Here is a 20,282-nt window from a genome sequence, read left to right on the forward strand (position 1 = left end):
GGATCCCGTCCAGGCCCCGTCCGGTCATCTCGAAGTCCACCGGACCCAACAGGCGGTGCCGGGCGGCATCGGTGACCGACAACGCGACCGTCCTCTTGCCAACGTCGACAGCAACAACAACGGGTGATTCACCGGTCACCACGCCCTGAACAGACATAACAAACACCTCCGAAGGTGTCGGGAGGATCCCGCGGATCAACCTCAGGTCCTCAAGGGAATCTGATACATCCCGTCCTGACATCTCCGGAGGTGTTTGTGAAGGACAGACTCAACTCATATCAGCTGGCAAGGCCCTTCCGGACCGCGTTACCCCGGGGACGGCCCTCAAAGGACCCCAGCCGCTCGGCTGCTGCCGTAAGGGCCTTTGCAATGTCATTGGTGCTGGGTTTGATCTCGGCCCGGCTGCCGAGGACGCTGAGCGCGGCAAGAATCGATCCTTCAGGGTTGCGGACCGGAACGGCCAGTTCGTAGATTCCGTGCTCGAATTCTTCCTCCGCGACAATGAAGCCCCGCGCCCTGTCCCGGTCCATCAGTTCGGCGACTTCTTGCGGCGAATGGGCCGCCCCCGGACCGCCTACGCCGATAAAGTTGACATCCTGGAGAAGGACTTCCACGGCTGGCTGTTGGTCGTCCCACAGCAAGGCCCGTCCGGAGCCGGTACACCACACGGGCGTCACCATGCCGGGTTTCACGAAGCTGCCGGGTACCGCATCGTTACTGGAGGCCCGCAGGAGAACGACCCGGAAGCCATCACGGACGGAAACTCTGGATCTAAGGCCGAAAGAAGCAACTAAGGCCTCAAGTTCGGTTTTTGATTCGCGGACCCAGCCGGTATTCAGCGCTGCGGCCAGGCTGAAAAAACGTGGACCGGTTCGGAAGGGACCGCGTTCGACTCGCTCCAGCAGTCCCAGCTCACACAATTCCTGCGTCAGCCGTGAGACGCGGCTTTGTTCCATATCCAGCTCGGATGCGAGCTGGGAAACGCCGAGAAGCCGCCTGCCCCGCTTCTCCCGGTCTGCGACCAACCGAACTATTCGAAGTCCTTGGGCCATGGACGACGCTTCCGAGGAAGAATCCATGCTCCGTGCTCCTTCCGCCCGATGACTACGCCTATTCTCACATGTCTTCATTGTTGACCAGGACGCGGTTTCCTTGCGCCCACACAGTGTAGAGGTCAGCGAGTATCGCTGAATTCGCTGCTTCCAGTTCTGCGGGAGCGATTTCTGCGCGTCCCTGCCGCCCGAACAGCACGACTTCGTCTCCAGGGGAAACTCCCGCCACGTCGGTGACGTCGACAACCATGGAATTCATCGAAACGATGTCGACTATGGCAGCGCGTCGGCCGCGGACAAGCACGCTGCCTTGGCTGGCCAGTGCCCGCCGGTAACCATCTCCGTAACCCGCTGTCACTGATGCCAGCCTTGAGTCCCGGTCCAAGGTGTGGGTTAGCCCGTAGCCGACCTTGGTACCTGCTGCATAGCTATTAATGGAAGCGATCCGGGCTTTGAAGGCCAAACACCGTTGGAAGTGCCCTGTTGTAGGTTCCGAATCGCCGTAGAGGACTGCCCCGGCACGGACCATGTCCAGCCACGAGCCGCGGACGTGCAGCGCGGCGTAGGAGTTGGCACAGTGGAGCAGCACGTCCTCCCGGCGCGTTCCGGTCAGTTGGAGCAGCGTCAACGCCTGACTGCGGAAACGAAGTAGAGCCGTTTCGATATGGCCGGTATCGTCCTTGGGAAAATGAGTCATGATCCCGGCCAGTATGAGCCCAGGGTGGCTCACGATCCCTACCGCAGATGCCCGCCCAAGCGTGGACGAGACGTCGAGGCTGTGCCTGCTGATCCCGGAAGCGTTGATATCGAGGTGAATGCGGATCGCCGTCCCGGCCTCGGCAGCGATCTTGTGCATCTCCCAGGCGCTCTGCGGGTCGGCAACAAGTTCTTCGACTCCGTGACGCATGCCGGCCTTGATCTCCTGCGGAGCCGCGGCACGGACACGCAATATCCGGCCCGCAAAACCGCAGCGGCGTGCAATGGCTGCCTCCTCGTTACTTCCTACTCCGACGAAGGGAACGCCTAGACGAACAAGGGAAGGGAGTAAAAGGTCAGCTCCATGTCCGTATGCATGGGACTTGACCACTGCGCACAGGAGCGCCCGGTTATCGATCATAGACAGGAGGTTCCGGACGTTTGACTCGAAAGCTGCTGCGTCAATCTACAGCCAGCTGCCGGCGTCGAGGCCCGAACTGCGTACGCGTTGCCTCAGGTCTTGTGAATTCATGGTTTATCCGTTGGACGGCTTCTCGGCCGGGGACGAAAGTCCCCGGCCGAGAAGCTGGGTAGGCGATGGTTGATGGCGGCATTAGGACAGTTGGTTTGCGCGCGCCTTGCGTCCGTACTTGAAGTAGAAGAAGGCGTAGCAGGCGCCAACAAAGGTAACTCCGAAATAGAGGGCTGCTACTTGGTTGGGGTCATAAGCGATGCCGATGAGCGAAATTACGCAGAGCGAAAAGGCCAGGATGGGCACCAGCGGGAACAGCGGGGCCTTGTAGGCAAGGGCGGCGACATCGCCGCCGTTCCTGACGAAGGACCTCCGGTGGAAAAAGTGCGAGGCGGTGATGGACATCCAGACCCCGACGACGGCGAAACCTGCCACTGAAACGAGAGCCAGGTAGACCGTTTCGGGCGCAACGACGCTGCTGATGAGCGACGCAAGGCCTCCGAGCATGCTGACTGAAAGCGCGATTAGGGGGATACCGCCCCGGGTCAGTTTCTTCAGCGCCCGGGGGGCGTGCCCCTCATCGGCAAGGGAGTAGAGCATCCGTGCGCAGGAGAAGAGGCCGCTGTTTCCAGCGGAGAGGAGGGCGGTGATGATGACGAAGTTCATGATGTCGGCGGCAAAAGGAATGCCTATGGATGAGAAGACAGTCACGAACGGGCTTTCATCCAGGCCTACCTGATCAAAAGGGATGGTAGCTGCGATGACAGCGATTGCCCCGACGAAGAAGATCAGCAGGCGGATGACTGTGCTGCGCATCGCTTTGGGGATGCTGGTGGCGGGGTCAGCTGTTTCCCCCGCTGCCACACCGATGAGTTCCGAGCCGGAGAAGGCGTAGAACACTGCAAGTGCAGTGACTAGGACGCCGCTGAAACCGTTGGGGAAGAGACCGCTGGAGGTGTTGAAATTCTCAAACATGAACGGGTGGCTACCTCCCTCACTGAGCGGGTGGATGCCGAACAACGCCGCGCCACCAAGAACGATGAGGACCACGATGGCGCCGACTTTGACGATGGCAAACCAGAACTCGGACTCGCCGAAAAACTTCGAGGAAACTGCATTGAATCCGAAGAGGATCGAGGCGAAGATGACGCACCACACCCAGACGTCAACATCCGGGAACCAGCGCTGCATGAGGAGACCGGAGGCAGTGAACTCCGATCCGATGGCCACTGCCCAGCAGAGCCAGTACAGCCAGGCCGTGGCGAACCCTGTGGCCGGCCCGATCGACCTCGCCGCGTAAATGTGGAAGGCGCCTGAAACCGGATACGCGATGGCAAGCTCGCCGAGGCAGGCCATAACCAGGTACACAACGAAGGCGCCGACCAGATAGGCGATGACCGCGCCGAGCGGTCCGGCCTGGGAAATGGTGTAGCCCGAGCTCAGGAACAGCCCTGAGCCGATCACCCCGCCCATGGCGATCATGACCAGATGGCGTGCCCCCATGGACCGCCGGAGCCCAGTGTCGGTCGACGGGGGAAACGTGGGCTGTGTGTCTAGCTGGACAGGTGATGACGGTTCCATGGTTTCTCCCAGGTGAGTGGATAGGTCTGATGCGAAAGATGCGCACATCGCCCCGGCTTGGGGGCAGGGCGCCTCGGGCTGTGCAGTGGCGGTAGTGATGAAAGTAACACGAAAACGGCTTTTGGGTCATTAAAAACATTTCAACATGCTTATGTTGCACCTAAGTTACCTCGCGGCGCTGCTGCCGAATCGGCACACAGATGGTCAGTTCGCCCGGCTGTTCGGTCACAATGACATGCACTGACGGACATGGAATGCGGTGAGCATTGGAGGACCGATGTATCTGACTTAAGGAGCACCATGACCACCTATGACATTGCGCTGATCGGCTTCGGGGGCGTCAACAGGACGCTGGCCGAACTGGTCGCAACACGCGGTGACACACTTCGTTCCGAGCTGGGCTTCGGCCTGCGTGTCGTGGCCATCACCGACCTGCGTCTCGGCTCGCTGGTCCAGCCCGAGGGGATCGACCTCGGCATCGCACTCAATTTGGACGGTGGAAGCGAAACTTTCGCCGCCCATGGCGGGTCCGCGGACACCAATAACGAATTAGTTATCCGTGACTGCACCGCCGACATCATCTGCGAGGCCACGTTCACGAATCCCGACGACGGCGAGCCAGCAGTTTCGCACGTACGCTGGGCCCTCGAATCCGGCAAGAGCGTTTGCACGACGAACAAGGGCCCGGTTGCCCTCCGCGGCGCCGAACTGACCGCCCTGGCCGAACAGAACGGCGTGCACTTCGAATTCGAGGGTGCCGTCATGAGCGGCACTCCAGTCATCCGCCTGGCCAAGAAAATGTTCGCGGGGCTGAAGCTGAACGGGTTCGAAGGCATCCTCAACGGCACCAGCAACTATGTGCTCGGGCGGATGGAATCCGGACTGGACTTCGAAGAGGCCATCAGCGAGGCAAAGGAACTCGGCTACGCCGAAGCCAATCCCGCAGCCGACATCGAGGGATACGACGTTCAGCTCAAGGTACTGATCCTCGCCAACGAGCTGCTCGACGCAGGCATCGAACTAAAGGACGTTCAGCGGGAGGGGATTTCGACAGTGACGCCGGAGAATATCCAGAAGGCAACCCGCGAGGGACGCCGCTGGAAGCTCGTGGGTTCAGCGCGGCGGAACCCGGACGGGTCAGTGACCGCAGGCGTCTCCCCCGTAGCACTCCCCCTCAGCCATGGGCTGGCCGGAGTTTCCGGCGCAACCAATGCCGTGTCCTTCGACACCGACCTTCTGGGCCCCGTAACCGTCTCCGGACCGGGAGCCGGCCGTGTGGAGACCGCCTACGCCCTGCTCTCTGACATCATCGCAATGCACGCAGCCAGCAAGGAAGTAGCCGCAAATGTCTGAATCAACGCTGTGCTCGACGGAAACGGCGCTGCCGCAGTTCCGCGACGTGATGAGCCCCTACGACGGCCGAGTGGTCGGCGCGGTTTCGCTGACCGAAGCCACCGCCGGCAATGCCGTGATCGAAACGGCCCGCATCGGCGCCCGGAAGGCACGGGCTCTGTCCCGCAACGCACGCGGGAAGATACTGGACGGCGCCGCAACGGAGATCGAGCAGCGCAACGAGGAGTTCGCGCAAACAATTGTGTCCGAGGCCGGTAAGACGATCCGCCAGGCGCGGAAGGAAGTACTGCGCGCGGTCAACACGCTCCGCCTCTCGGCTGCCGAAGCACGCCGGAACGCCGGTGAAGTCATACCCTTTGACTCCTACGAGGGCTCAGAGGACCGCACAGGATGGTACTCCCGCGAACCACTGGGCATCATTGCCGCGATCACTCCCTTCAACGACCCCCTCAACCTGGTGGCACACAAGATCGGCCCGGCAATCGCCGGAGGAAACGCCGTGATCCTCAAACCCTCTGCGCTGACTCCCCTGTCAGCCCAGCTGCTCACGGACGCCCTCGTGAGCTCCGGCCTCCCGCCGGAAGCCCTCACGATTGTTCACGGCGACCGGGAAGTGGCCGAAAAAATCATTCGGTCCCGGGACGTACGAATGGTGTCCTTCACCGGGGGGTTCTCCACTGGGGAGAGTATCGCCCGCACGGCAGGCCTGAAGAAGCTTTCCATGGATCTCGGCGGAAACGCACCCGTGATCGTCCTGGACGATGCACACATCGAGAAAGCCGTGGCATCCTGCGTCTCCGGAGCATTTTGGGCCGCCGGCCAGAACTGCGTGGGGGTGCAGCGGATCCTCGTGGCCGCCCCCGTGTACGGCGCGTTCCGCCAGCGCTTCCTGGAGGCAACGGCGCGGTTGGTTGCCGGAGATCCATCGGATGAACAGACGGATGTCGGACCCATGATCAGCCCCACAGCATTGCAGGAGCTCCGGTCCAAACTGGACCTGGCCCTCGGCGCCGGCGCCGTCCTGCTCTCAGGCAACGTCACGGACGGCAATGTGCTTCAGCCGACCGTCCTGGAAGCCGTCCCGGCGGACAGCAGCCTGTGGAGGGATGAGGTCTTCGGCCCTGTGGTCATGCTTCGTAAATTCAACACCTTCGAAGAGGCCATCGACGTCGCCAATGCCATCGAGTTCAGTCTTCATGCGGGCATATTCACCGACTCCCTGGCCAGGGCCATGGATGCGGCCCGCCAGCTCGAAGCAGGCGGCGTCATGATCAATGATTCCTCTGATTACCGGTTCGACGGCATGCCATTCGGCGGGGCTAAGTACGGGAGCATGGGCAGGGAGGGCGTCCATTTCGCGTATGAGGAGATGACCCAGCCCAAAGTCATCTGCATCAAGAACTGATCGAACTGGAGGGGCGCGGCCGAGGGCCTGCGCCCCTCCAGTTCCTCCGAGCAGCCGGCACAAAACTGCGCACCAAGGAAGCCCTCCAGGACGGATCAACCATTCTGGACATCGTCACCAGAAAGAACTTCTTGGATCGGGACGCAGCTCGGTCACTGCTGGACTCCGCCGTGCTGCCTGTCAGAAATCCAAACATGACCGGAGTCTGATCACTTTCACTCCGTGGCGCGGGCACCTCCGGCGCCCCGCCTGATGAAACTGGAAAGCGTCATGGCCGTCACCGTGTCCGTGACTCCGGGAATAGCAGCGATCTGCTCCCAGATCTCCTGAACCCTCGCCAGCGACCGGGCCTCGACCCTCACCAGAAGATCAAAGTCACCGCTCACGACATCGCACAGAACCACCTCGGGAATCGACCGCAACACGGAGATGACGTCCGCCCCCCGCACCCGGTCCTTCCTGTAAACCATCAGGAAGGCGGACACCGGGCCCTGGCCCGGAGGGCCGGCAACAATCGTGTACCCCTGGATATACCCTTGCCGTTCCATCCGCTCGATCCGCTGGCGCACAGCGTTCCTCGAAAGGAGGACTTTGGTCGCCAGCTCTGCATGGCTCATGCGAGCGTTCTTCGTAAGCTCCGCAAGAATCCTCTGATCAATCTGATCAAGACTCACTTGATCCATGCCTGCCCTTCACCGCAATAATCCCCCGGACTCAACCGGAACGGAAACAACTTCAAGACCGAAAGCCTCGAAAAAATGACACTTCATCAAGCCCGGCCGTCTCTCACTGGCATCAGCTGCATCTTGTTCGACATGGACGGCACGCTCCTGGATTCAGCACCGGGCGTTACAACAAGTGCTGCACAGGCATTGGCAGCTGTGGGCGCGCCGGTCCCCAGCATGGACATACTGCGCCGATTCGTTGGTCCGCCCATGATCGAGTCCTTCAGATCAGTCACACAACTGGACGAAAAGACGGCCCGAAAGGCCCTCCAACATTATCGCAAAGCGTACGCCGATCATGGCGCCGAACAGTCCAGCCCCTACGAAGGGATCATCGATCTACTCGAATGCCTACATTCGGCCGGCATTCCGATGGCCGTAGCCACATCCAAGGTTGAAGATCAAGCAATAAGACTGGCACGAATGTTCGGAATTGATTGCCACTTCATCACCGTATGCGGAGCGTCAGATAGCGAGGGAAGAGCGAGCAAGGCAGACGTCATCACCGAATTGCTGCTTCGGCTCCATTCCAAAGGCGTAGACATCTCCAGTCCCGCAATGGTCGGAGACCGAAGCTACGACGTCGCGGGAGCAGCTATACACGGAATCCCCACAATATTCGCACTCTGGGGATACGGGGAGGCCGAGGAAGCCTCGCAGGCCGCCGCCGTTGCTGCCTCTCCTGCGGCCCTTCTGCCACTGATCCTGGAGAACCGCCGGCGGTCAGCCGCGCAGCATCCCTCGTGCGATGAGTCCACGAATGCGACCAGCAGTCATTCACATTCCACTGTTTGACGAGCCGTCGAAGCCGGCGTTTAGGTTCGCACGCATTCATCCCCGAGTGTGGAGCTCCCGCACTGGCTGGGAGAGCGCAATCGTGCCTTAAATGGGGCCGGAGACTCTCAGGGATGGACGAACTCGAGCGGCGCTAATCGTGATGGTTGTATTCGAACCGTTCGATGACAATGCTGCCGCTGGTTGCCGCCAGTCCGACAACGCGGCCGGTGAACCCGCCGGCGACCTCTGTGGACAGATACCGGCCGTCCATCCGCGAGAGCGTCGTCAGCTCGCCGTGCTCTCGAAAGCCCAATGTGACTTCGTCCGGCCCAGTATTTATGCCCGGTTGGCCCGCCAAGGGTGAGTCGTTGCATGCGATTTCCAGCTGAAATGGTCCAGGGGCTGGGTCGATTTCCGCTGTCGCTACCACCTGCTGAAGGGGTCCGATCTGGGCCACGACCCGGATTTGGCGTCCGGAGGCTTCGATGCCATACCAATGGAAGTCGTCCATCCTCAGGAGGAACCTGACCGCCTCGTCACCCGAGAGAAGAACTGACGCGCGTGCATCCCAAACGTGTCCGAGGACCCTGGTTGCCAAGATGGGAACGCTGCCAGTCTGGCTCTGCCTGATAAGGAGACCTTCGGGGGTTTCGGCCGTAAACGAAGCCGGGTCCTGGCCGGGTGAAATCCACCGCGGGTGAAGGCTGCCTGAAGAGAAAACGTCAATAAACGAAGACCCGACGACGGGAACCTGATAACGGTCCTCATCGAACCGCGGCCAACCCTGGTCCCAGGAGATACCCGCAACATAAGTTTCTCGACCCAGGACGTGAAAGCCAGGAACAACGCCTCGGGGACGAACACCGAGGTAGACCGCGGCCCAATCACCATCGACCGTTTCGACCAGGTCCGCGTGGCCGACACTCTGGACGGGCGCCGCCATGCTTCGATGACTGAGGATGGGGTTGTTCGGATGCGGTTCGAAAGGACCTGCGGGACTGCTGCCACGGCTGACAGAAACGGCATGACCGCGTTCCGTGCCGCCTTCGGCCAAAACCAGATACCAGCAGCCGCCCTCCTCATACAAGTGCGGCCCCTCCGGGTAGGCCAACCCTGTTCCCTGCCACACCTTCCTGGGAGATTCCAAGAGGCGGCCAGCGTCGGGATCCAGCCGCGCCTGGACGATACCGGACTCATTCTCGCCGGGGCCGAACCCCACCCAGGTGAGGTAACAACTTCCGTCGCTGTCCCACGCGATATCCGGGTCGATGCCCAGCGTTCCCGGTATCTGTACTGGGTCGCTCCACGGGCCGGCAGCCTCCTTGGACCGCAACAGCAAATGACCGCCACCGAAGTCGCTCATGTTCGTGGTGACGAACCAGAATTCACCGTTGTGATGCCTGAGCGTTGAGCCGAAGATCCCGCCTGAAGGACGCCCGTCCCCAACAGCGAACTGGCTCCGCCGGGTGAGGATGTTCCCGATCTGATCCCAAGTTACGAGGTCCCGGCTGTGGAAGATCGGCGCTCCGGGGAAGTACTCAAAGCTCGACGTTGCCAGGAAATAGTCGAAGCCGACCCGACAGATTGTGGGGTCAGGGTGGAAACCCGGAATAACCGGTGTGATGGCTGCGGGAGATGTTACTTGGCGAACCTGCTCGACTGCAATGTCAACCAATGGGGCTCCGTCCGTTGCTGGCATTGACTACCCGGTCTGCGGGAGTAGAGGAATTTCAACCCTAGGATGTCCCGCCTTGCAGTCCCACCTGGACTTTCACTGGTTGGAACACCTTCCCTGCCTCACACCCGCATCACAGCCGGGGACGCCACGTCATTCAGCGCTGCCGCTGCATGGTCCAGAGCGTTGCACTAATTGGCCACGATGCCTTCAAGGGGCGAGACGGTACGTGCCCGGCTGCCTTTCGATCACATGGAAACGCCCCGGACCAGCGTGGTCCGGGGCTTGCGTGGGCGTCTGCTAGCGTCCGATGCAGACGGTGAGATCCAAATAAATATCGTTATCAGCGACAAAGCGATCCTGGAGGTAGCGGGCGAGGCTCGCGTCCGTAGCGGTGTGAACGCTTTGAGCGATCGCTCCTCGCAGCAGCGCCTGGGTGTCGGTGGATTTGACGACGTCCAGCGGCGCCCACCCGCGATGACCGCCGGTAAGACGTTCTATGTCCGTGCGGAAAGAGCGCTTGTGGTCGTCGCGGACAGTAGCGCGCATGGTGAACGGGATAAAGGGAGTGGGCAATGAGGTCCTTTCACGAGGCAGCCGGTTGTCGACGCCCCGGTTAGAACAAGACCGCCACAGCCCCCGCTATTCCCCCGAAGCAGCCAAGGAGTCCAGCATCACGGCGCCGGGATGGCACCTCCGCTATCGGCCATGGGCCACTCTGCAGGGCGGGAGTTGATAGCGGATCTTATGTAAAGCTTCCACCAATTTGGTCTGTCCTCGGGCATACGAAATCCCAACCGCTTTAGGTCAACTTCGGGAGCGAGGAGACTGATGGCCAAAGACGGAGCCGCCGCTCAGGGCGCGAAAGCGCTCCCTAAGAAAGCGCCGGTGGGCCTGCTGGCCGCGCGGCGGCCCTTTGACATAGTGGGCTCGCTCTTGCTGGGGTCGCTGACCGGGCTCGGGGGCGGCGTGGTGCGGGACCTGATCATCGGCGTTACCCCGACGCCTTTCACCCAGCCGGTGTACCTGGTTCCGCCGGTGGCCGCTGCACTGCTGGTCTACTTTTTCGCACGCCGTGTCCAGCGGTTCCCGCGGACACTGCTGGTCTTTGACGCCGGCGGCCTGGCACTGTTCTGTACCACCGGAGCAGTCACGGCCCTGGACGCGGGCATGAACCCCGTTTCGGCCGCCCTGCTGGGCGTCACCACCGGGGTCGGCGGGGGGTTGCTGCGTGACGTCGTCGCAAACCGGGCAAGACCTAGCAGGTGGGACCGGCCCGGCGTACGTTGGGGGGGCAGGGCAGGACGCTCGAGCCGGACGAAAGGAGACCTCGTGGCCGCGACCGAACAGATATTGCAACACTACGAGTCAATCCGCCCGGAACAGGAGGACTTCTACAAGGACCTCCACCAAAACCCTGAGCTCTCACACCAGGAACACCGCACCGCCGCCAACGTGGCGCGCAGCATGAGTTCCTACGGCTTCCAAACGGAGACCGGGATCGGGGGAACAGGAGTCACTGCGGTGCTGCAAAACGGCAACGGGCCAACGGTTTTACTCCGGGCCGACATGGACGCGCTGCCCCTGCAGGAACGGACCGGCGCGGACTACGCAAGCACCATCACAGCTCAGGACCAGGTCGGGGACCGTGTGCCCGTCATGCACGCCTGCGGACACGACGTTCACGTCGCATGCCTGCTGGGCGCCTCCAGACTGCTCGCCGAGCACCAGGACCAGTGGCGAGGCACGCTCGTGGCCCTGTTCCAGCCCGCCGAGGAAACCGGCGACGGAGCCCGCGGCATGCTCGACGACGCTCTCCTTGATCGCATCCCCCCGCCCGACGTCGCACTCGCCCAGCACGTTCTGCCCGGAGTCTCGGGCCACGTCGCCACCCGGTCCGGCCCGGTCTTATCCAGCGCCGACAGCATCCGCATCACAGTCCACGGCCGCGGCGGCCACGGCTCAATGCCGCAGAACACCATTGATCCTGTCGTTCTAGCCGCCATGATCGTCCTTCGCCTGCAGGCAATCATTTCCCGGGAAACCCCGCCCACCGAACCTGCCGTCCTCACCGTCGGGAGCCTTCACGCCGGAACCAAGAGCAACATCATCCCCGACCAGGCGGTCATGGAACTGAACCTGCGCACCTACACCGACGCCACCCGGCAGCGGATTCTCGACTCTGTCCGACGCGCCGTCCAAGCCGAGTGCGCCGCCAGCGGCTCCCCCAAAGAACCGGACTTCGAAACCTTCGACAGTTTTCCGCTCACCGTCAACGACGAGGCAACAACCACGCGCGTAGCCGGGGCCTTCAGCACCTACTTCGGCGACCGGGCCGGCAGCCTCGAGCTCCAGACCGCCAGCGAGGACTTTAGCGATATTCCGCGGACCGGCAACATCCCCTACACCTACTGGGGCATCGGCGGAACGGACCCGCAGACCTACAGGGCTGCCGTACGGGACGGCCGGGTGCTGGATGACGTTCCGGCCAACCACTCGCCGATGTTCCTACCCGTCCTCCAGCCGACCCTAAAGACCGGAACCGAAGCCCTCGTCGCCGCAGCCCTGGCCTGGCTGGGCCTGGATAATTCACCACCGGCCAACGCGGCGGCCTCCTAATCAGACGAGGACGGGACAGCCGCGTCCGTGGCAGATGTTGCGTATTCAATAAACCGTCCAATCCCCCGTCGGCCCTGACAGCAAGACCCAAAACACCAGCACCAACCCCGGGCACAGAACTGCGGCTTGCCTGCATTTCGCAAGACGGGAAGAATGCGTTCACAACACCGGAAGTCTGTCACTACCGCAGTCTGTGAGTCTGCCTACGCCGCCGATAGCCGTGACAATGACAAGCCGCCGCTCAGAAGGGGCTACGAAGGCACGTTAGGGTGGGCACTCATCAAAGAATCTCGGGGGCATTTTGTGTTCCAGGCAGTGAGTAACGCCGCAGTCCCGCTGAAGCCGCGGCTGGGTTTCTGGCCGCTTACTCGCGGCCGGGCGCCGAGACGGTCGCGGGTGTGTGTTCGATGACGAGCGTGCTGCGTTGGCTTCCTGGTGTTACCAGGCGGGCATTGCGTTCGTCGTTGCCGGTTGCGCGCCATTCGGCGATGGCGGCGTCGTTGTCGAATCTTAGGTGCCGGGCGGTGAGCCGGCGCAGGCGTTCGCCCTGTTCGAGTTCCACGAACCAGGTTTCATCCAGGAGGGATGCGACCTCGTTCCAGGGGGCCTCGTCTAAGAGCAGGTAGTTGCCTTCGGTGATGATCAGGCGTGTTTCCGGCGGGACGGCGATGGCCCCGGCAATCGCGTCGTTGACTTCACGGCGGAACACCGGTGCGAAGATTTCCCGCGAGATCTCTGAGCGCAGCCGGCGGAGCAACGCGACGTAGCCGGCACCGTCGAAGGTCTCCGGAGCGCCCTTGCGGTGCTCCAGCCCGCGATCCACGAGCAGCGACTGCGCCAGGTGATATCCGTCCATGGGGACCAGGGCGACCTGCCGGGGATGGTCCAGGTGCTCCAGCAGCCATTCGGAGATGGTGGATTTTCCGGCACCGGGCGCCCCGGCTATTCCGAGCAGGCACCGTCTTCGCCGCTGGAGCAGCGCTTCAGCCCGGGCGAGGAGCTGCTGCTGGCCTGATTCGTCCCAGCGCAGGTATGGAGGGGTGCTCATCGCTTCTCCTTTCCGGCTCTCGCCTGGACCAGGCAGGAGGTCACCGGTGTTCTACGGCATCACGTTACATCGGCGTGGACAATGTCCACACATCCTTTGCCGGACCAACACCCGTGCACCTCTCTCCGGCCAAGAAAAGGAACGAATCGAGGACCAGAAAATCTCCCAGAAACTTCCCGCAGGTCATGTCATCACCGCAACTCCAGGAGATGAACAGGTACAAGGCCAACCACGCCCGACACAAACAGCAAGACGGGAGGCCCGAGTGATCCCAAGTCGCAGCAGGTCATGCAGTTCCAAGCGCTCCCGCCCATGAAGGAGTACACAGCAATACCGCTGTCCAAGCAAGAGAAGGAGCCGCCAGACCAGCCGCCACCAACAAAAATGGGCCCCAGCAGGGGCCCATAAAAGGAGATTTGTAAACATTCAGCGGACCACAAGCCCCTGAACAGTGAAAACACGTGCCCGAGGTGGGACTCGAACTGCATTCCCTCCCCTGCCAACACTGGACTCCCCCCGGAAACCTGCGGAATCCGGCCCGATCCGGCCCCGGTACGACCGAGTCCGAAAGCCCAAAGTGGGCACTTTTGTACACACCGCAAATTGGCCGGTTCAGAGCGTTGCGGACCCACTCCCCCATGAGGAGATTAGGAATCACGCCGACCCGGCTCAGCGTTTGGGGCATCGGCGCCTAGTGTCGAAAAACTGTTGTCTTCCAAGACAGCAGCGGATGCGGTCGCTGTCGCGTTTCTCACTGGAGATCGTCTACGAGAGTCCTGCACGGCTTGGTCCTGATTGGCGGCATGAGGTGCGACGTCGAAGCTCAAGAGGGTCTTTTGGCCACTCGTTGACGGCGGCCTAACGACGGGCAGACATCGAGTGCACTGAAAGTGCAGTATGATGCACTTATGGATGAGAGTACAACGAGCTTGGCGCTGGCAATCGGCGCCCGGGTTAAGCAGGAGAGGCAGTCGCGGGGCTGGACGCTTGATCAGCTGGCGGAATCTGCCGGGGTAAGCCGAAGGATGGTGGTCAACGTGGAGCAGGGTGCCGCGAATCCCAGCGTGGGAACCCTGCTGAGGATCAGCGACGCGCTCGGCGTGGGGCTGCCCGCGCTGGTCGAGCCCCCTCGGCCGAAGCCGGTGAAGGTCACCCGCAGTGGTGAAGGCGCTGCTTTGTGGAGCGGTGAGTACGGCGGCCGCGGGGTGTTGGTGGCCGGCACCGAACCGCCGGACGTGGTTGAACTGTGGGACTGGACGCTGGATCCCGGCGACCGTCATGTGAGCGAGGCCCATACGTCGGGCACCAAGGAGCTTTTGCAGGTCCAGCAGGGCACGGTCACGGTGGAGGTCGCAGGTCAATTGCTCACCCTCGATGAGGGCGATGCGGTGACGTTCCCGGGCGACGTGGCACACTCTTACGCCAATCCGCGCACGGAGCCGGCGAGGTTCTCCCTGGCCGTCTTCGAGCCGGGCGTGGGGACAGGTCACCGGCCGGAGGCGTCCGATGCTTGAGTCAGGCATGCTTCAGGAATTTCTCGACGGCGGCCATGTTGACGCCGCCGTGTTCGCGCTGCGGCCCGACTACCGGGCGTTGCTGCTGGCCGTTGACGGACTCGTCCCTGGCCCGAGTGACCAGGCCGGAGAGGAGATGCTCCAGGCGGCGGAGTCCGCAGCCCGGGGGCTGCTCAACGGCCGGCCGGTTGAGCAGCTCCCACACGTGGCTGCGTGGCGCGAGGCTTACCAGGCCTTCGGCCCCAAACCCAGCCGCACGCGCAACAGCCTGGAGGCGCTCCTGCGCCGTGCGGTGTCCGGGTTGCCCCGGGTGAACCGTCTCACCGACCTCTATAACGCGGTTTCGGTGCTCCACCAGATCCCGCTGGGCGGGGAGGACCTAAACCGCTACAGCGGTGCGCCCCGGCTGGTCCGCGCTACCGGCACGGAGCCCTTCGATACGGCCGCCGGCGACGCCGCGGTGATCGAACACCCGGAACCTGGCGAGGTCGTGTGGTGCGACGACGCCGGAGTGACCTGCCGGCGCTGGAACTGGCGCCAGGCACGCCGCACCCAGCTCGGCGAGAACACCACCGCCGCGCTGTTCATCCTCGACGCGCTCGAACCCATGACCGATGAGGCGCTCCACGCCGCAGCCGAGGACCTGACCGCCCGGCTGACCCTACTCGGTCACGATGTCCGCGTCGCCCGCCGCCTGATAACCGCCGGCACGCCAGCCAACGAAAGAGACTGACATGCTCATCCACCCCCGCATACGCGCGATCGGTGACCGGCTGGCCCAGGGCGGCCGGCCGTGAGCCAACGTGTCCCCAAGAATGTCCCTGTGCCGCCATGGGGGCTGGCCGTTGCCGCCATGCTCTCAGTCCAGCTCAGCTCGGCCCTGTCAGTGGATCTGATCGCATCGGTGGGGCCGGCCGGAACAGCCTGGCTCAGACTCAGCGTGGGAGCACTCATCTTTCTCGCCGTTGCCCGGCCCCCATTGCGCGCGCTACGCCGCCGCGACATCCCCGTGCTCCTGGGGCTGGGCGTCGCCACCGGACTGATGACCATCGCATTCCTCGCCTCCATCGAACGCATCCCGCTCGGCACCGCCGTCGCGATCGAGTTCCTCGGTCCGCTGACTGTCGCCGCGGTGCGCAGCCACAGCGCACGGGCGCTTATCTGGCCAGCCCTGGCGCTGCTGGGCGTCGTCCTTCTGACCGAACCTTGGGCTGGTGAGATCAACCTCGCCGGTATCGGGTTGGCAGGGCTCGCGGCCGTCGGGTGGGCCGTCTACATCGTGCTTACACAACGGATCGGCGACCGCTTCACGGGCATCGGTGCGCTTTCACTCACCGTTCCCGTCGCAGCTGCCACGGCAGCGGTGGTCGGCATCCCACAGTCCGCCGGACATCTCAACCTCGGTGTCCTCTCTGTCGCTTTCGGACTGGCCGTCCTGATGCCGGTGCTGCCAATGGCGCTTGAGATGCTCGCCCTGCGCCGGATGACGCCCACCGCGTTCGGTACCCTGATGGCCCTCGAACCGGCAATCGGGGTGCTCCTCGGGCTGCTCGTGCTGCACCAGCAGCCCTCGCTCACCCAATTCGGGGGCATCACGCTCGTCGTCCTCGCCGGGGCCGCCGCGCAACGCGGTGGCCGACGGCAACCGCACACTCGCGAACCCGCCGCCGCCCGCACCGACCCTGACCTCATCAGCCAAGGACCGAAGTAGGCCGCAGTCCTCCAACTAGACGCGTCCGCCAGAACTGTCGCTGCGCGGGAAATACCTGCTGACAGGTGACCCGCAGCTCAGCCCGCCCAGCCGCGGCAGGTGGCTCAGACTTTGCTTCCCCGTTATTCAAACAAAGGAGTTATACCCATGTTCACCGGCTTGAGTGCCTTCCCCCTGACCCCTCTGGCAGATGATGCTGTTGACGAGCATGCCTTCGTTCGTCTGATCGAACGGCTCTCGGAGGCGAAGGTTGATTCCATCACGGCGCTCGGATCCACCGGCTCCTACGCGTATCTGAGCAGTGAGGAACGAAGCCGTGTGGCCCGTCTTGCTGTCGAGCACGCCGACGAAACACCCGTGTTCATTGGTGTCGGGGCCTTGCGGACCTCACACGTCCTCGCGAACGCTGAAAGGGCAGAACAGGCGGGAGCTTCCGGGCTCCTGCTGGCTCCCATGACCTATCAACCCCTCACCGACGATGACGTGTTCGAACTCTTCCAAACCGTCACCGCGAACTCGTCGCTGCCCGTCATCGTCTATGACAATCCGGGCACCACCCACTTCACCTTCACGACCGAACTGTACGGACGCATCGCGGAACTGACCGGAATCGCTTCCATCAAAATCCCCGGCGTGCCGGCCGATCCGGAGCAGGCGCACGCGCGGGTTCAGGAAATCCGCGCCGCCGTCCCTGCGCACGTGACCATCGGAGTTTCCGGTGACGCCAAGGCCGCCGCCGGACTGGCTGCCGGGTGCGATGCCTGGTACTCCGTCATTGGCGGCACTTTGCCCGCCCCGGCGATGCGGATCACCCAGGCCGCCCTGGAAGGGCGGGCCTCCAATGCGTTCGCGGAGTCCGAACGGCTGGCACCGTTGTGGCAGTTATTTGCCGAGTTTGGCGGGAGTATCCGGGTTGTTGCGGCAATAGCGGAACAGCTGGGACTGGCATCACAATCGTGCCTGCCTCTTCCCCTCCAAGGATTGACTGCGAAGCAGCGTGCCCGTGTTGGCAGGATTGTCGATGAGCTCGGGCTTAACCCGTAGCGCTGGCCTCGGCGTTCCCTGCAGGGAGGACCGCCGGATCGGTGCGCTGGCCCGCTACGTCTTCGCCGCAACCCTGGTTCGCAGCGCAGACGGGGGCGCAGTGGTCGCCATTGTGCTGCTCGCCCACGCCTGCGGGATGCCGGGCTGGCTGGCCGGGCTCCTGGGAGCATCAATCACCGCACCCCACCTGCTCGGCCCGTTCATCGCACGACGCCTCGATACAGCACGTGACGGACGCAAAGTGATCGCGTGCTCCGCCGTCATCCACGGGGTGCTGCTCGGTGCTGCTGCACTGCTCCTGCCCGTCGCCTGGGCGATCTGTCCAGCCATGCTGCTCTTTGCCTCGGGCATCTTCGGGCCGATGCTCACCGGCGGGATCAGCAGCCGCCTGCCCTCTATCGCCGGCCCCGGGCAGCGCAGCCAACGCAGAGCACAAAGCTGGGACGTCGCAAGCTACGGGATCAGCGGCACCCTCGGCCCGGCAGCAGTGGCATGGATCGCGGCAGCATCCGACGCACTCACCGCGACACTGGTCCTGGCCGGAGCCGCCGTCGTTGGTGCTGGAGCCGTCCTCGCACTCCCCAAGCAAGAGCCGCCCGACAAGGCCGTTGAGGTGCCGTCCCCCGGTCGAACACTGCGCCTCATCTGGGCACGTGGTCCGCTGCGCCGCACACTCGGACTCACCGTGACCGTCGCATTCTCTGTCGCCGCGCTACCGATCTACGCCGTTGCAACTGCTCCCGCGTTCGGCGGGGCCTCAGCCGCCGGAACACTGGTCGCGGCATATGGGATAGGGAATCTCCTCGGATCAGCAGCGCTCATGCTCCGGCCCCTTCGCCGCGACGCAGACCCTCTCATGAGCTCCCTCGCCGCACTCGTCGCGGCAACGCTGATACTGGTGATGCTCACTCCGACGCTTCCCACATCCCTCATTGCCTTCGGCCTGGCAGGGATCGCCAACGCGATGTTCTTCGCGGCAACACTCGCCGCGCGAAGCGAATACGCACCCATCGAGGCCCGCGGCCAAGTCTTCATCTGGGTGGGCGCACTCAAGATCGCTGCAGGATCAGCCGGGACAGCCGTCGCGGGTGCAACCATCGCACAAACGGTCTGGGCACCGCTTCTGCTGGCGACAGCCCTCACAGCAATTGCCGCGACCACCAGCATCATCGAGCGCTCCCGTCCACGCTTGTCCAAGCACTAGCCCGCCTGAATTCCACAACACCCTCGCGCGGACCGGCAGCACGCCGCGGCGAGTGCACCAGAGGCACGCCAAAAACGCCGCCAAAACAACGCCAAATAGCTCCGCGATTCACACGGTTATTTTGTGGATCGCAGCGCTATTTGGCAGTAAATTCGCAGGCCTTAGTTGCCGATGAGTAGGGCTTCTCTGGCTGTGTCGATGATCTCGGGAGTGAGCGAATCGAGGTGGTCGTGCGTTTGGATCACCCCACGCGGCGCATCGCCTGCAGTTCGATCTCGACGCGCGCCCTGAGCGGGAGCCCGGCGACGGCGACCGTCGTGCGCGCGGGGTACTGGCCGTCGAAGTACCTCGCGTACACGGCGTTCATCGCTGCGAAGTCGTCCATGTCGACGAGGAAGACGTTGACTTTGACGACATCGCGCAAGCTGCTGCCGGCTGCCTCGAGGACGAGGCCAAGGTTGTCGAAGACGCGTGCGGTCTGCTCCTCGATGCCACCGCCGACCAGCTGCCCGGTCGCCGGGTCGATGGGCGTCTGCCCGGAAAGGAACAGCAGACCATTCGGTATACCGCACGCTTGGGAGTAGGGGCCCACGGGCGCCGGGGCGCTCTCGGCCATCACATAGGTCGGTTCCATCGCTGAGGCCCTCTCCGTCGGACGACGCGCACTGCCGGAGCGTACCGGCCGGCGACCGGGTACCACGGCAGTCCGCTCGCTGATTTTCAGTCTACTGCCGGCACGGCTGCGGTGAGCTCTCAGCCGTCCGGCACCTGCTCGGGACTTTTTGCGGCAGGTCCCGTTCCGCACTCACTGTGTACATATCAGGTCCGTGGCGGGTGACGAGAATGCCCTGCCATCCTTCATTCAACGAGTGGTTACGGGCCATCTCTACAGCCGTGTTGATACTGTTCTCGATTTCCGTCGGGGATAGGCCTGTGATGTGGAAGTAGCGGTCGGCCTCGATCGTGATAATCATTGGACTCCTGATTTGCTCTTAATATCGCCTTTGATTTGATGCTCATGATGTGGGCACGCACATAGCGATTCGGCTCTTTGGGACGAAGAAGTGCCATGCGACTCAGTCTCCCGAGTAATTGACCTCGGCCAAACTCAGGCTCGCCACGGCCTCCCTGGGCAAGCCCGGAACCAAAGTCCGCGATCTCTGCACCGAACTCGGCATCACCCGCCAAGCCCTTTACCGGCACGTATCACCGACGGGAGAGCTCCGTCCGGATGGCGAAAAGTTGCTGGCGAAGAACTAGGCCGGCAGCGGCCGAACAACTCCGGTTCATGCACCAGCCGGATGGAAAGGACCACACATCTTGGACACGCGCGTATCCACTGGAATACTAGGAGGATCCGGGCGATGGCTCGGGTCTGCGAACTGGCGGGACCGAGTGGCGGCGTA

Annotated in this window: 18 protein-coding genes; 10 read left to right on the top strand and 8 right to left on the bottom strand. The window is 63.1% G+C overall.

Features of this window, described 5'->3' with window-relative positions:
* Positions 1 to 278 precede the first annotated feature (278 nt).
* The 3 genes from ARTB_RS07540 to ARTB_RS07550 all read right to left on the bottom strand — a co-directional run bounded on the left by ARTB_RS07540 (position 279) and on the right by ARTB_RS07550 (position 3,801).
* The gene (locus ARTB_RS07540; protein ID WP_243178439.1) at positions 279 to 1,079 is read right to left on the bottom strand and encodes an IclR family transcriptional regulator; all 801 of its coding nucleotides are present in this window, start codon (positions 1,077 to 1,079) and stop codon (positions 279 to 281) included.
* Positions 1,080 to 1,116: 37 nt separating this feature from the next.
* Positions 1,117 to 2,214, bottom strand: a complete 1,098-nt coding sequence (gene alr, locus ARTB_RS07545) for an alanine racemase (protein WP_308197231.1) — start codon at positions 2,212 to 2,214, stop codon at positions 1,117 to 1,119.
* A 147-nt stretch (positions 2,215 to 2,361) separates the two neighbouring features.
* Complete coding sequence (locus tag ARTB_RS07550; RefSeq protein ID WP_243178444.1) at positions 2,362 to 3,801, bottom strand: amino acid permease; 1,440 nt, start codon at positions 3,799 to 3,801, stop codon at positions 2,362 to 2,364.
* A gap of 300 nt (positions 3,802 to 4,101) precedes the next feature.
* Between ARTB_RS07550 and ARTB_RS07555 the strand changes: the two genes are divergently transcribed.
* Together ARTB_RS07555 and ARTB_RS07560 are read left to right on the top strand one after the other, a co-directional pair.
* The gene (locus ARTB_RS07555; protein WP_243178446.1) at positions 4,102 to 5,154 is read left to right on the top strand and encodes a homoserine dehydrogenase; all 1,053 of its coding nucleotides are present in this window, start codon (positions 4,102 to 4,104) and stop codon (positions 5,152 to 5,154) included.
* The gene (locus ARTB_RS07560; RefSeq protein ID WP_243178447.1) at positions 5,147 to 6,559 is read left to right on the top strand and encodes an aldehyde dehydrogenase family protein; all 1,413 of its coding nucleotides are present in this window, start codon (positions 5,147 to 5,149) and stop codon (positions 6,557 to 6,559) included. The genes ARTB_RS07555 and ARTB_RS07560 overlap by 8 nt, the downstream gene beginning before the upstream one ends.
* Before the next feature lie 215 nt (positions 6,560 to 6,774).
* Here ARTB_RS07560 and ARTB_RS07565 read toward each other — a convergent pair whose 3' ends face one another.
* Complete coding sequence (locus ARTB_RS07565; RefSeq protein ID WP_243178450.1) at positions 6,775 to 7,242, bottom strand: Lrp/AsnC family transcriptional regulator; 468 nt, start codon at positions 7,240 to 7,242, stop codon at positions 6,775 to 6,777.
* Positions 7,243 to 7,317: 75 nt separating this feature from the next.
* Between ARTB_RS07565 and ARTB_RS07570 the strand changes: the two genes are divergently transcribed.
* On the top strand, positions 7,318 to 8,079 hold the full coding sequence (locus ARTB_RS07570; protein ID WP_243178452.1) for an HAD hydrolase-like protein: 762 nt from the start codon (positions 7,318 to 7,320) through the stop codon (positions 8,077 to 8,079).
* 133 nt (positions 8,080 to 8,212) lie between these two features.
* Here ARTB_RS07570 and ARTB_RS07575 read toward each other — a convergent pair whose 3' ends face one another.
* Together ARTB_RS07575 and ARTB_RS07580 are read right to left on the bottom strand one after the other, a co-directional pair.
* Positions 8,213 to 9,736 carry a glycoside hydrolase family 43 protein gene (locus ARTB_RS07575; RefSeq protein WP_243178455.1) on the bottom strand — a complete coding sequence of 508 codons (1,524 nt, stop codon included), beginning with the start codon at positions 9,734 to 9,736 and terminating at the stop codon, positions 8,213 to 8,215.
* A gap of 300 nt (positions 9,737 to 10,036) precedes the next feature.
* Positions 10,037 to 10,312 carry a hypothetical protein gene (locus ARTB_RS07580; protein WP_028277917.1) on the bottom strand — a complete coding sequence of 92 codons (276 nt, stop codon included), beginning with the start codon at positions 10,310 to 10,312 and terminating at the stop codon, positions 10,037 to 10,039.
* A gap of 255 nt (positions 10,313 to 10,567) precedes the next feature.
* Here ARTB_RS07580 and ARTB_RS07590 point away from each other — a divergent pair, with 255 nt between their 5' ends.
* Positions 10,568 to 12,355, top strand: a complete 1,788-nt coding sequence (locus ARTB_RS07590) for an amidohydrolase (RefSeq protein WP_308197229.1) — start codon at positions 10,568 to 10,570, stop codon at positions 12,353 to 12,355.
* A gap of 364 nt (positions 12,356 to 12,719) precedes the next feature.
* On the opposite strand, the gene ARTB_RS07595 is transcribed toward ARTB_RS07590, so the two are convergent.
* A complete protein-coding gene (locus ARTB_RS07595) occupies positions 12,720 to 13,403 on the bottom strand; it encodes a nucleoside/nucleotide kinase family protein (RefSeq protein WP_243178459.1) in 684 nt (227 codons plus the stop codon).
* Positions 13,404 to 14,311: 908 nt separating this feature from the next.
* Between ARTB_RS07595 and ARTB_RS07600 the strand changes: the two genes are divergently transcribed.
* The 5 genes from ARTB_RS07600 to ARTB_RS07620 all read left to right on the top strand — a co-directional run bounded on the left by ARTB_RS07600 (position 14,312) and on the right by ARTB_RS07620 (position 18,876).
* On the top strand, positions 14,312 to 14,917 hold the full coding sequence (locus ARTB_RS07600; RefSeq protein ID WP_243178460.1) for a helix-turn-helix domain-containing protein: 606 nt from the start codon (positions 14,312 to 14,314) through the stop codon (positions 14,915 to 14,917).
* A gap of 7 nt (positions 14,918 to 14,924) precedes the next feature.
* The gene (locus ARTB_RS07605) at positions 14,925 to 15,650 is read left to right on the top strand and encodes a B3/B4 domain-containing protein (RefSeq protein ID WP_243178461.1); all 726 of its coding nucleotides are present in this window, start codon (positions 14,925 to 14,927) and stop codon (positions 15,648 to 15,650) included.
* Positions 15,651 to 15,710: 60 nt separating this feature from the next.
* Positions 15,711 to 16,628 (top strand): EamA family transporter, encoded by a 918-nt coding sequence (locus ARTB_RS07610; RefSeq protein WP_439954104.1) that lies wholly within the window; start codon positions 15,711 to 15,713, stop codon positions 16,626 to 16,628.
* Positions 16,629 to 16,775: 147 nt separating this feature from the next.
* Positions 16,776 to 17,672, top strand: coding sequence for a dihydrodipicolinate synthase family protein (locus ARTB_RS07615; protein ID WP_243178465.1), 897 nt, complete (start codon positions 16,776 to 16,778; stop codon positions 17,670 to 17,672).
* On the top strand, positions 17,650 to 18,876 hold the full coding sequence (locus ARTB_RS07620) for an MFS transporter (protein ID WP_243178467.1): 1,227 nt from the start codon (positions 17,650 to 17,652) through the stop codon (positions 18,874 to 18,876). Before ARTB_RS07615 ends, ARTB_RS07620 begins: the two co-directional genes overlap by 23 nt.
* Before the next feature lie 241 nt (positions 18,877 to 19,117).
* On the opposite strand, the gene ARTB_RS07625 is transcribed toward ARTB_RS07620, so the two are convergent.
* Positions 19,118 to 19,510: a RidA family protein gene (locus ARTB_RS07625; protein ID WP_243178468.1), complete on the bottom strand. Its 393-nt coding sequence runs from the start codon at positions 19,508 to 19,510 to the stop codon at positions 19,118 to 19,120.
* A 458-nt stretch (positions 19,511 to 19,968) separates the two neighbouring features.
* Between ARTB_RS07625 and ARTB_RS07630 the strand changes: the two genes are divergently transcribed.
* Entirely contained in the window at positions 19,969 to 20,136 is a 168-nt protein-coding gene (locus ARTB_RS07630; protein WP_439954105.1) for a hypothetical protein, read from the top strand.
* Positions 20,137 to 20,282: the final 146 nt, after the last annotated feature.

Source organism: Arthrobacter humicola, assembly GCF_022803015.1.
Lineage (GTDB): Bacteria > Actinomycetota > Actinomycetes > Actinomycetales > Micrococcaceae > Arthrobacter > Arthrobacter humicola_A.

Excerpts from the sequence above, each read along its gene's own strand:
- ARTB_RS07540 (WP_243178439.1), bottom strand. The coding sequence starts at position 1,079 with ATGGATTCTTCCTCGGAAGCGTCGTCCATGGCCCAAGGACTTCGAATA.
- ARTB_RS07550 (WP_243178444.1), bottom strand. The coding sequence starts at position 3,801 with ATGGAACCGTCATCACCTGTCCAGCTAGACACACAGCCCACGTTTCCC.
- ARTB_RS07555 (WP_243178446.1), top strand. The coding sequence starts at position 4,102 with ATGACCACCTATGACATTGCGCTGATCGGCTTCGGGGGCGTCAACAGG.
- ARTB_RS07560 (WP_243178447.1), top strand. The coding sequence starts at position 5,147 with ATGTCTGAATCAACGCTGTGCTCGACGGAAACGGCGCTGCCGCAGTTC.
- ARTB_RS07565 (WP_243178450.1), bottom strand. The coding sequence starts at position 7,242 with ATGGATCAAGTGAGTCTTGATCAGATTGATCAGAGGATTCTTGCGGAG.
- ARTB_RS07570 (WP_243178452.1), top strand. The coding sequence starts at position 7,318 with ATGACACTTCATCAAGCCCGGCCGTCTCTCACTGGCATCAGCTGCATC.
- ARTB_RS07590 (WP_308197229.1), top strand. The coding sequence starts at position 10,568 with ATGGCCAAAGACGGAGCCGCCGCTCAGGGCGCGAAAGCGCTCCCTAAG.
- ARTB_RS07595 (WP_243178459.1), bottom strand. The coding sequence starts at position 13,403 with ATGAGCACCCCTCCATACCTGCGCTGGGACGAATCAGGCCAGCAGCAG.
- ARTB_RS07600 (WP_243178460.1), top strand. The coding sequence starts at position 14,312 with ATGGATGAGAGTACAACGAGCTTGGCGCTGGCAATCGGCGCCCGGGTT.
- ARTB_RS07605 (WP_243178461.1), top strand. The coding sequence starts at position 14,925 with ATGCTTCAGGAATTTCTCGACGGCGGCCATGTTGACGCCGCCGTGTTC.
- ARTB_RS07615 (WP_243178465.1), top strand. The coding sequence starts at position 16,776 with ATGTTCACCGGCTTGAGTGCCTTCCCCCTGACCCCTCTGGCAGATGAT.
- ARTB_RS07620 (WP_243178467.1), top strand. The coding sequence starts at position 17,650 with ATGAGCTCGGGCTTAACCCGTAGCGCTGGCCTCGGCGTTCCCTGCAGG.
- ARTB_RS07625 (WP_243178468.1), bottom strand. The coding sequence starts at position 19,510 with ATGGAACCGACCTATGTGATGGCCGAGAGCGCCCCGGCGCCCGTGGGC.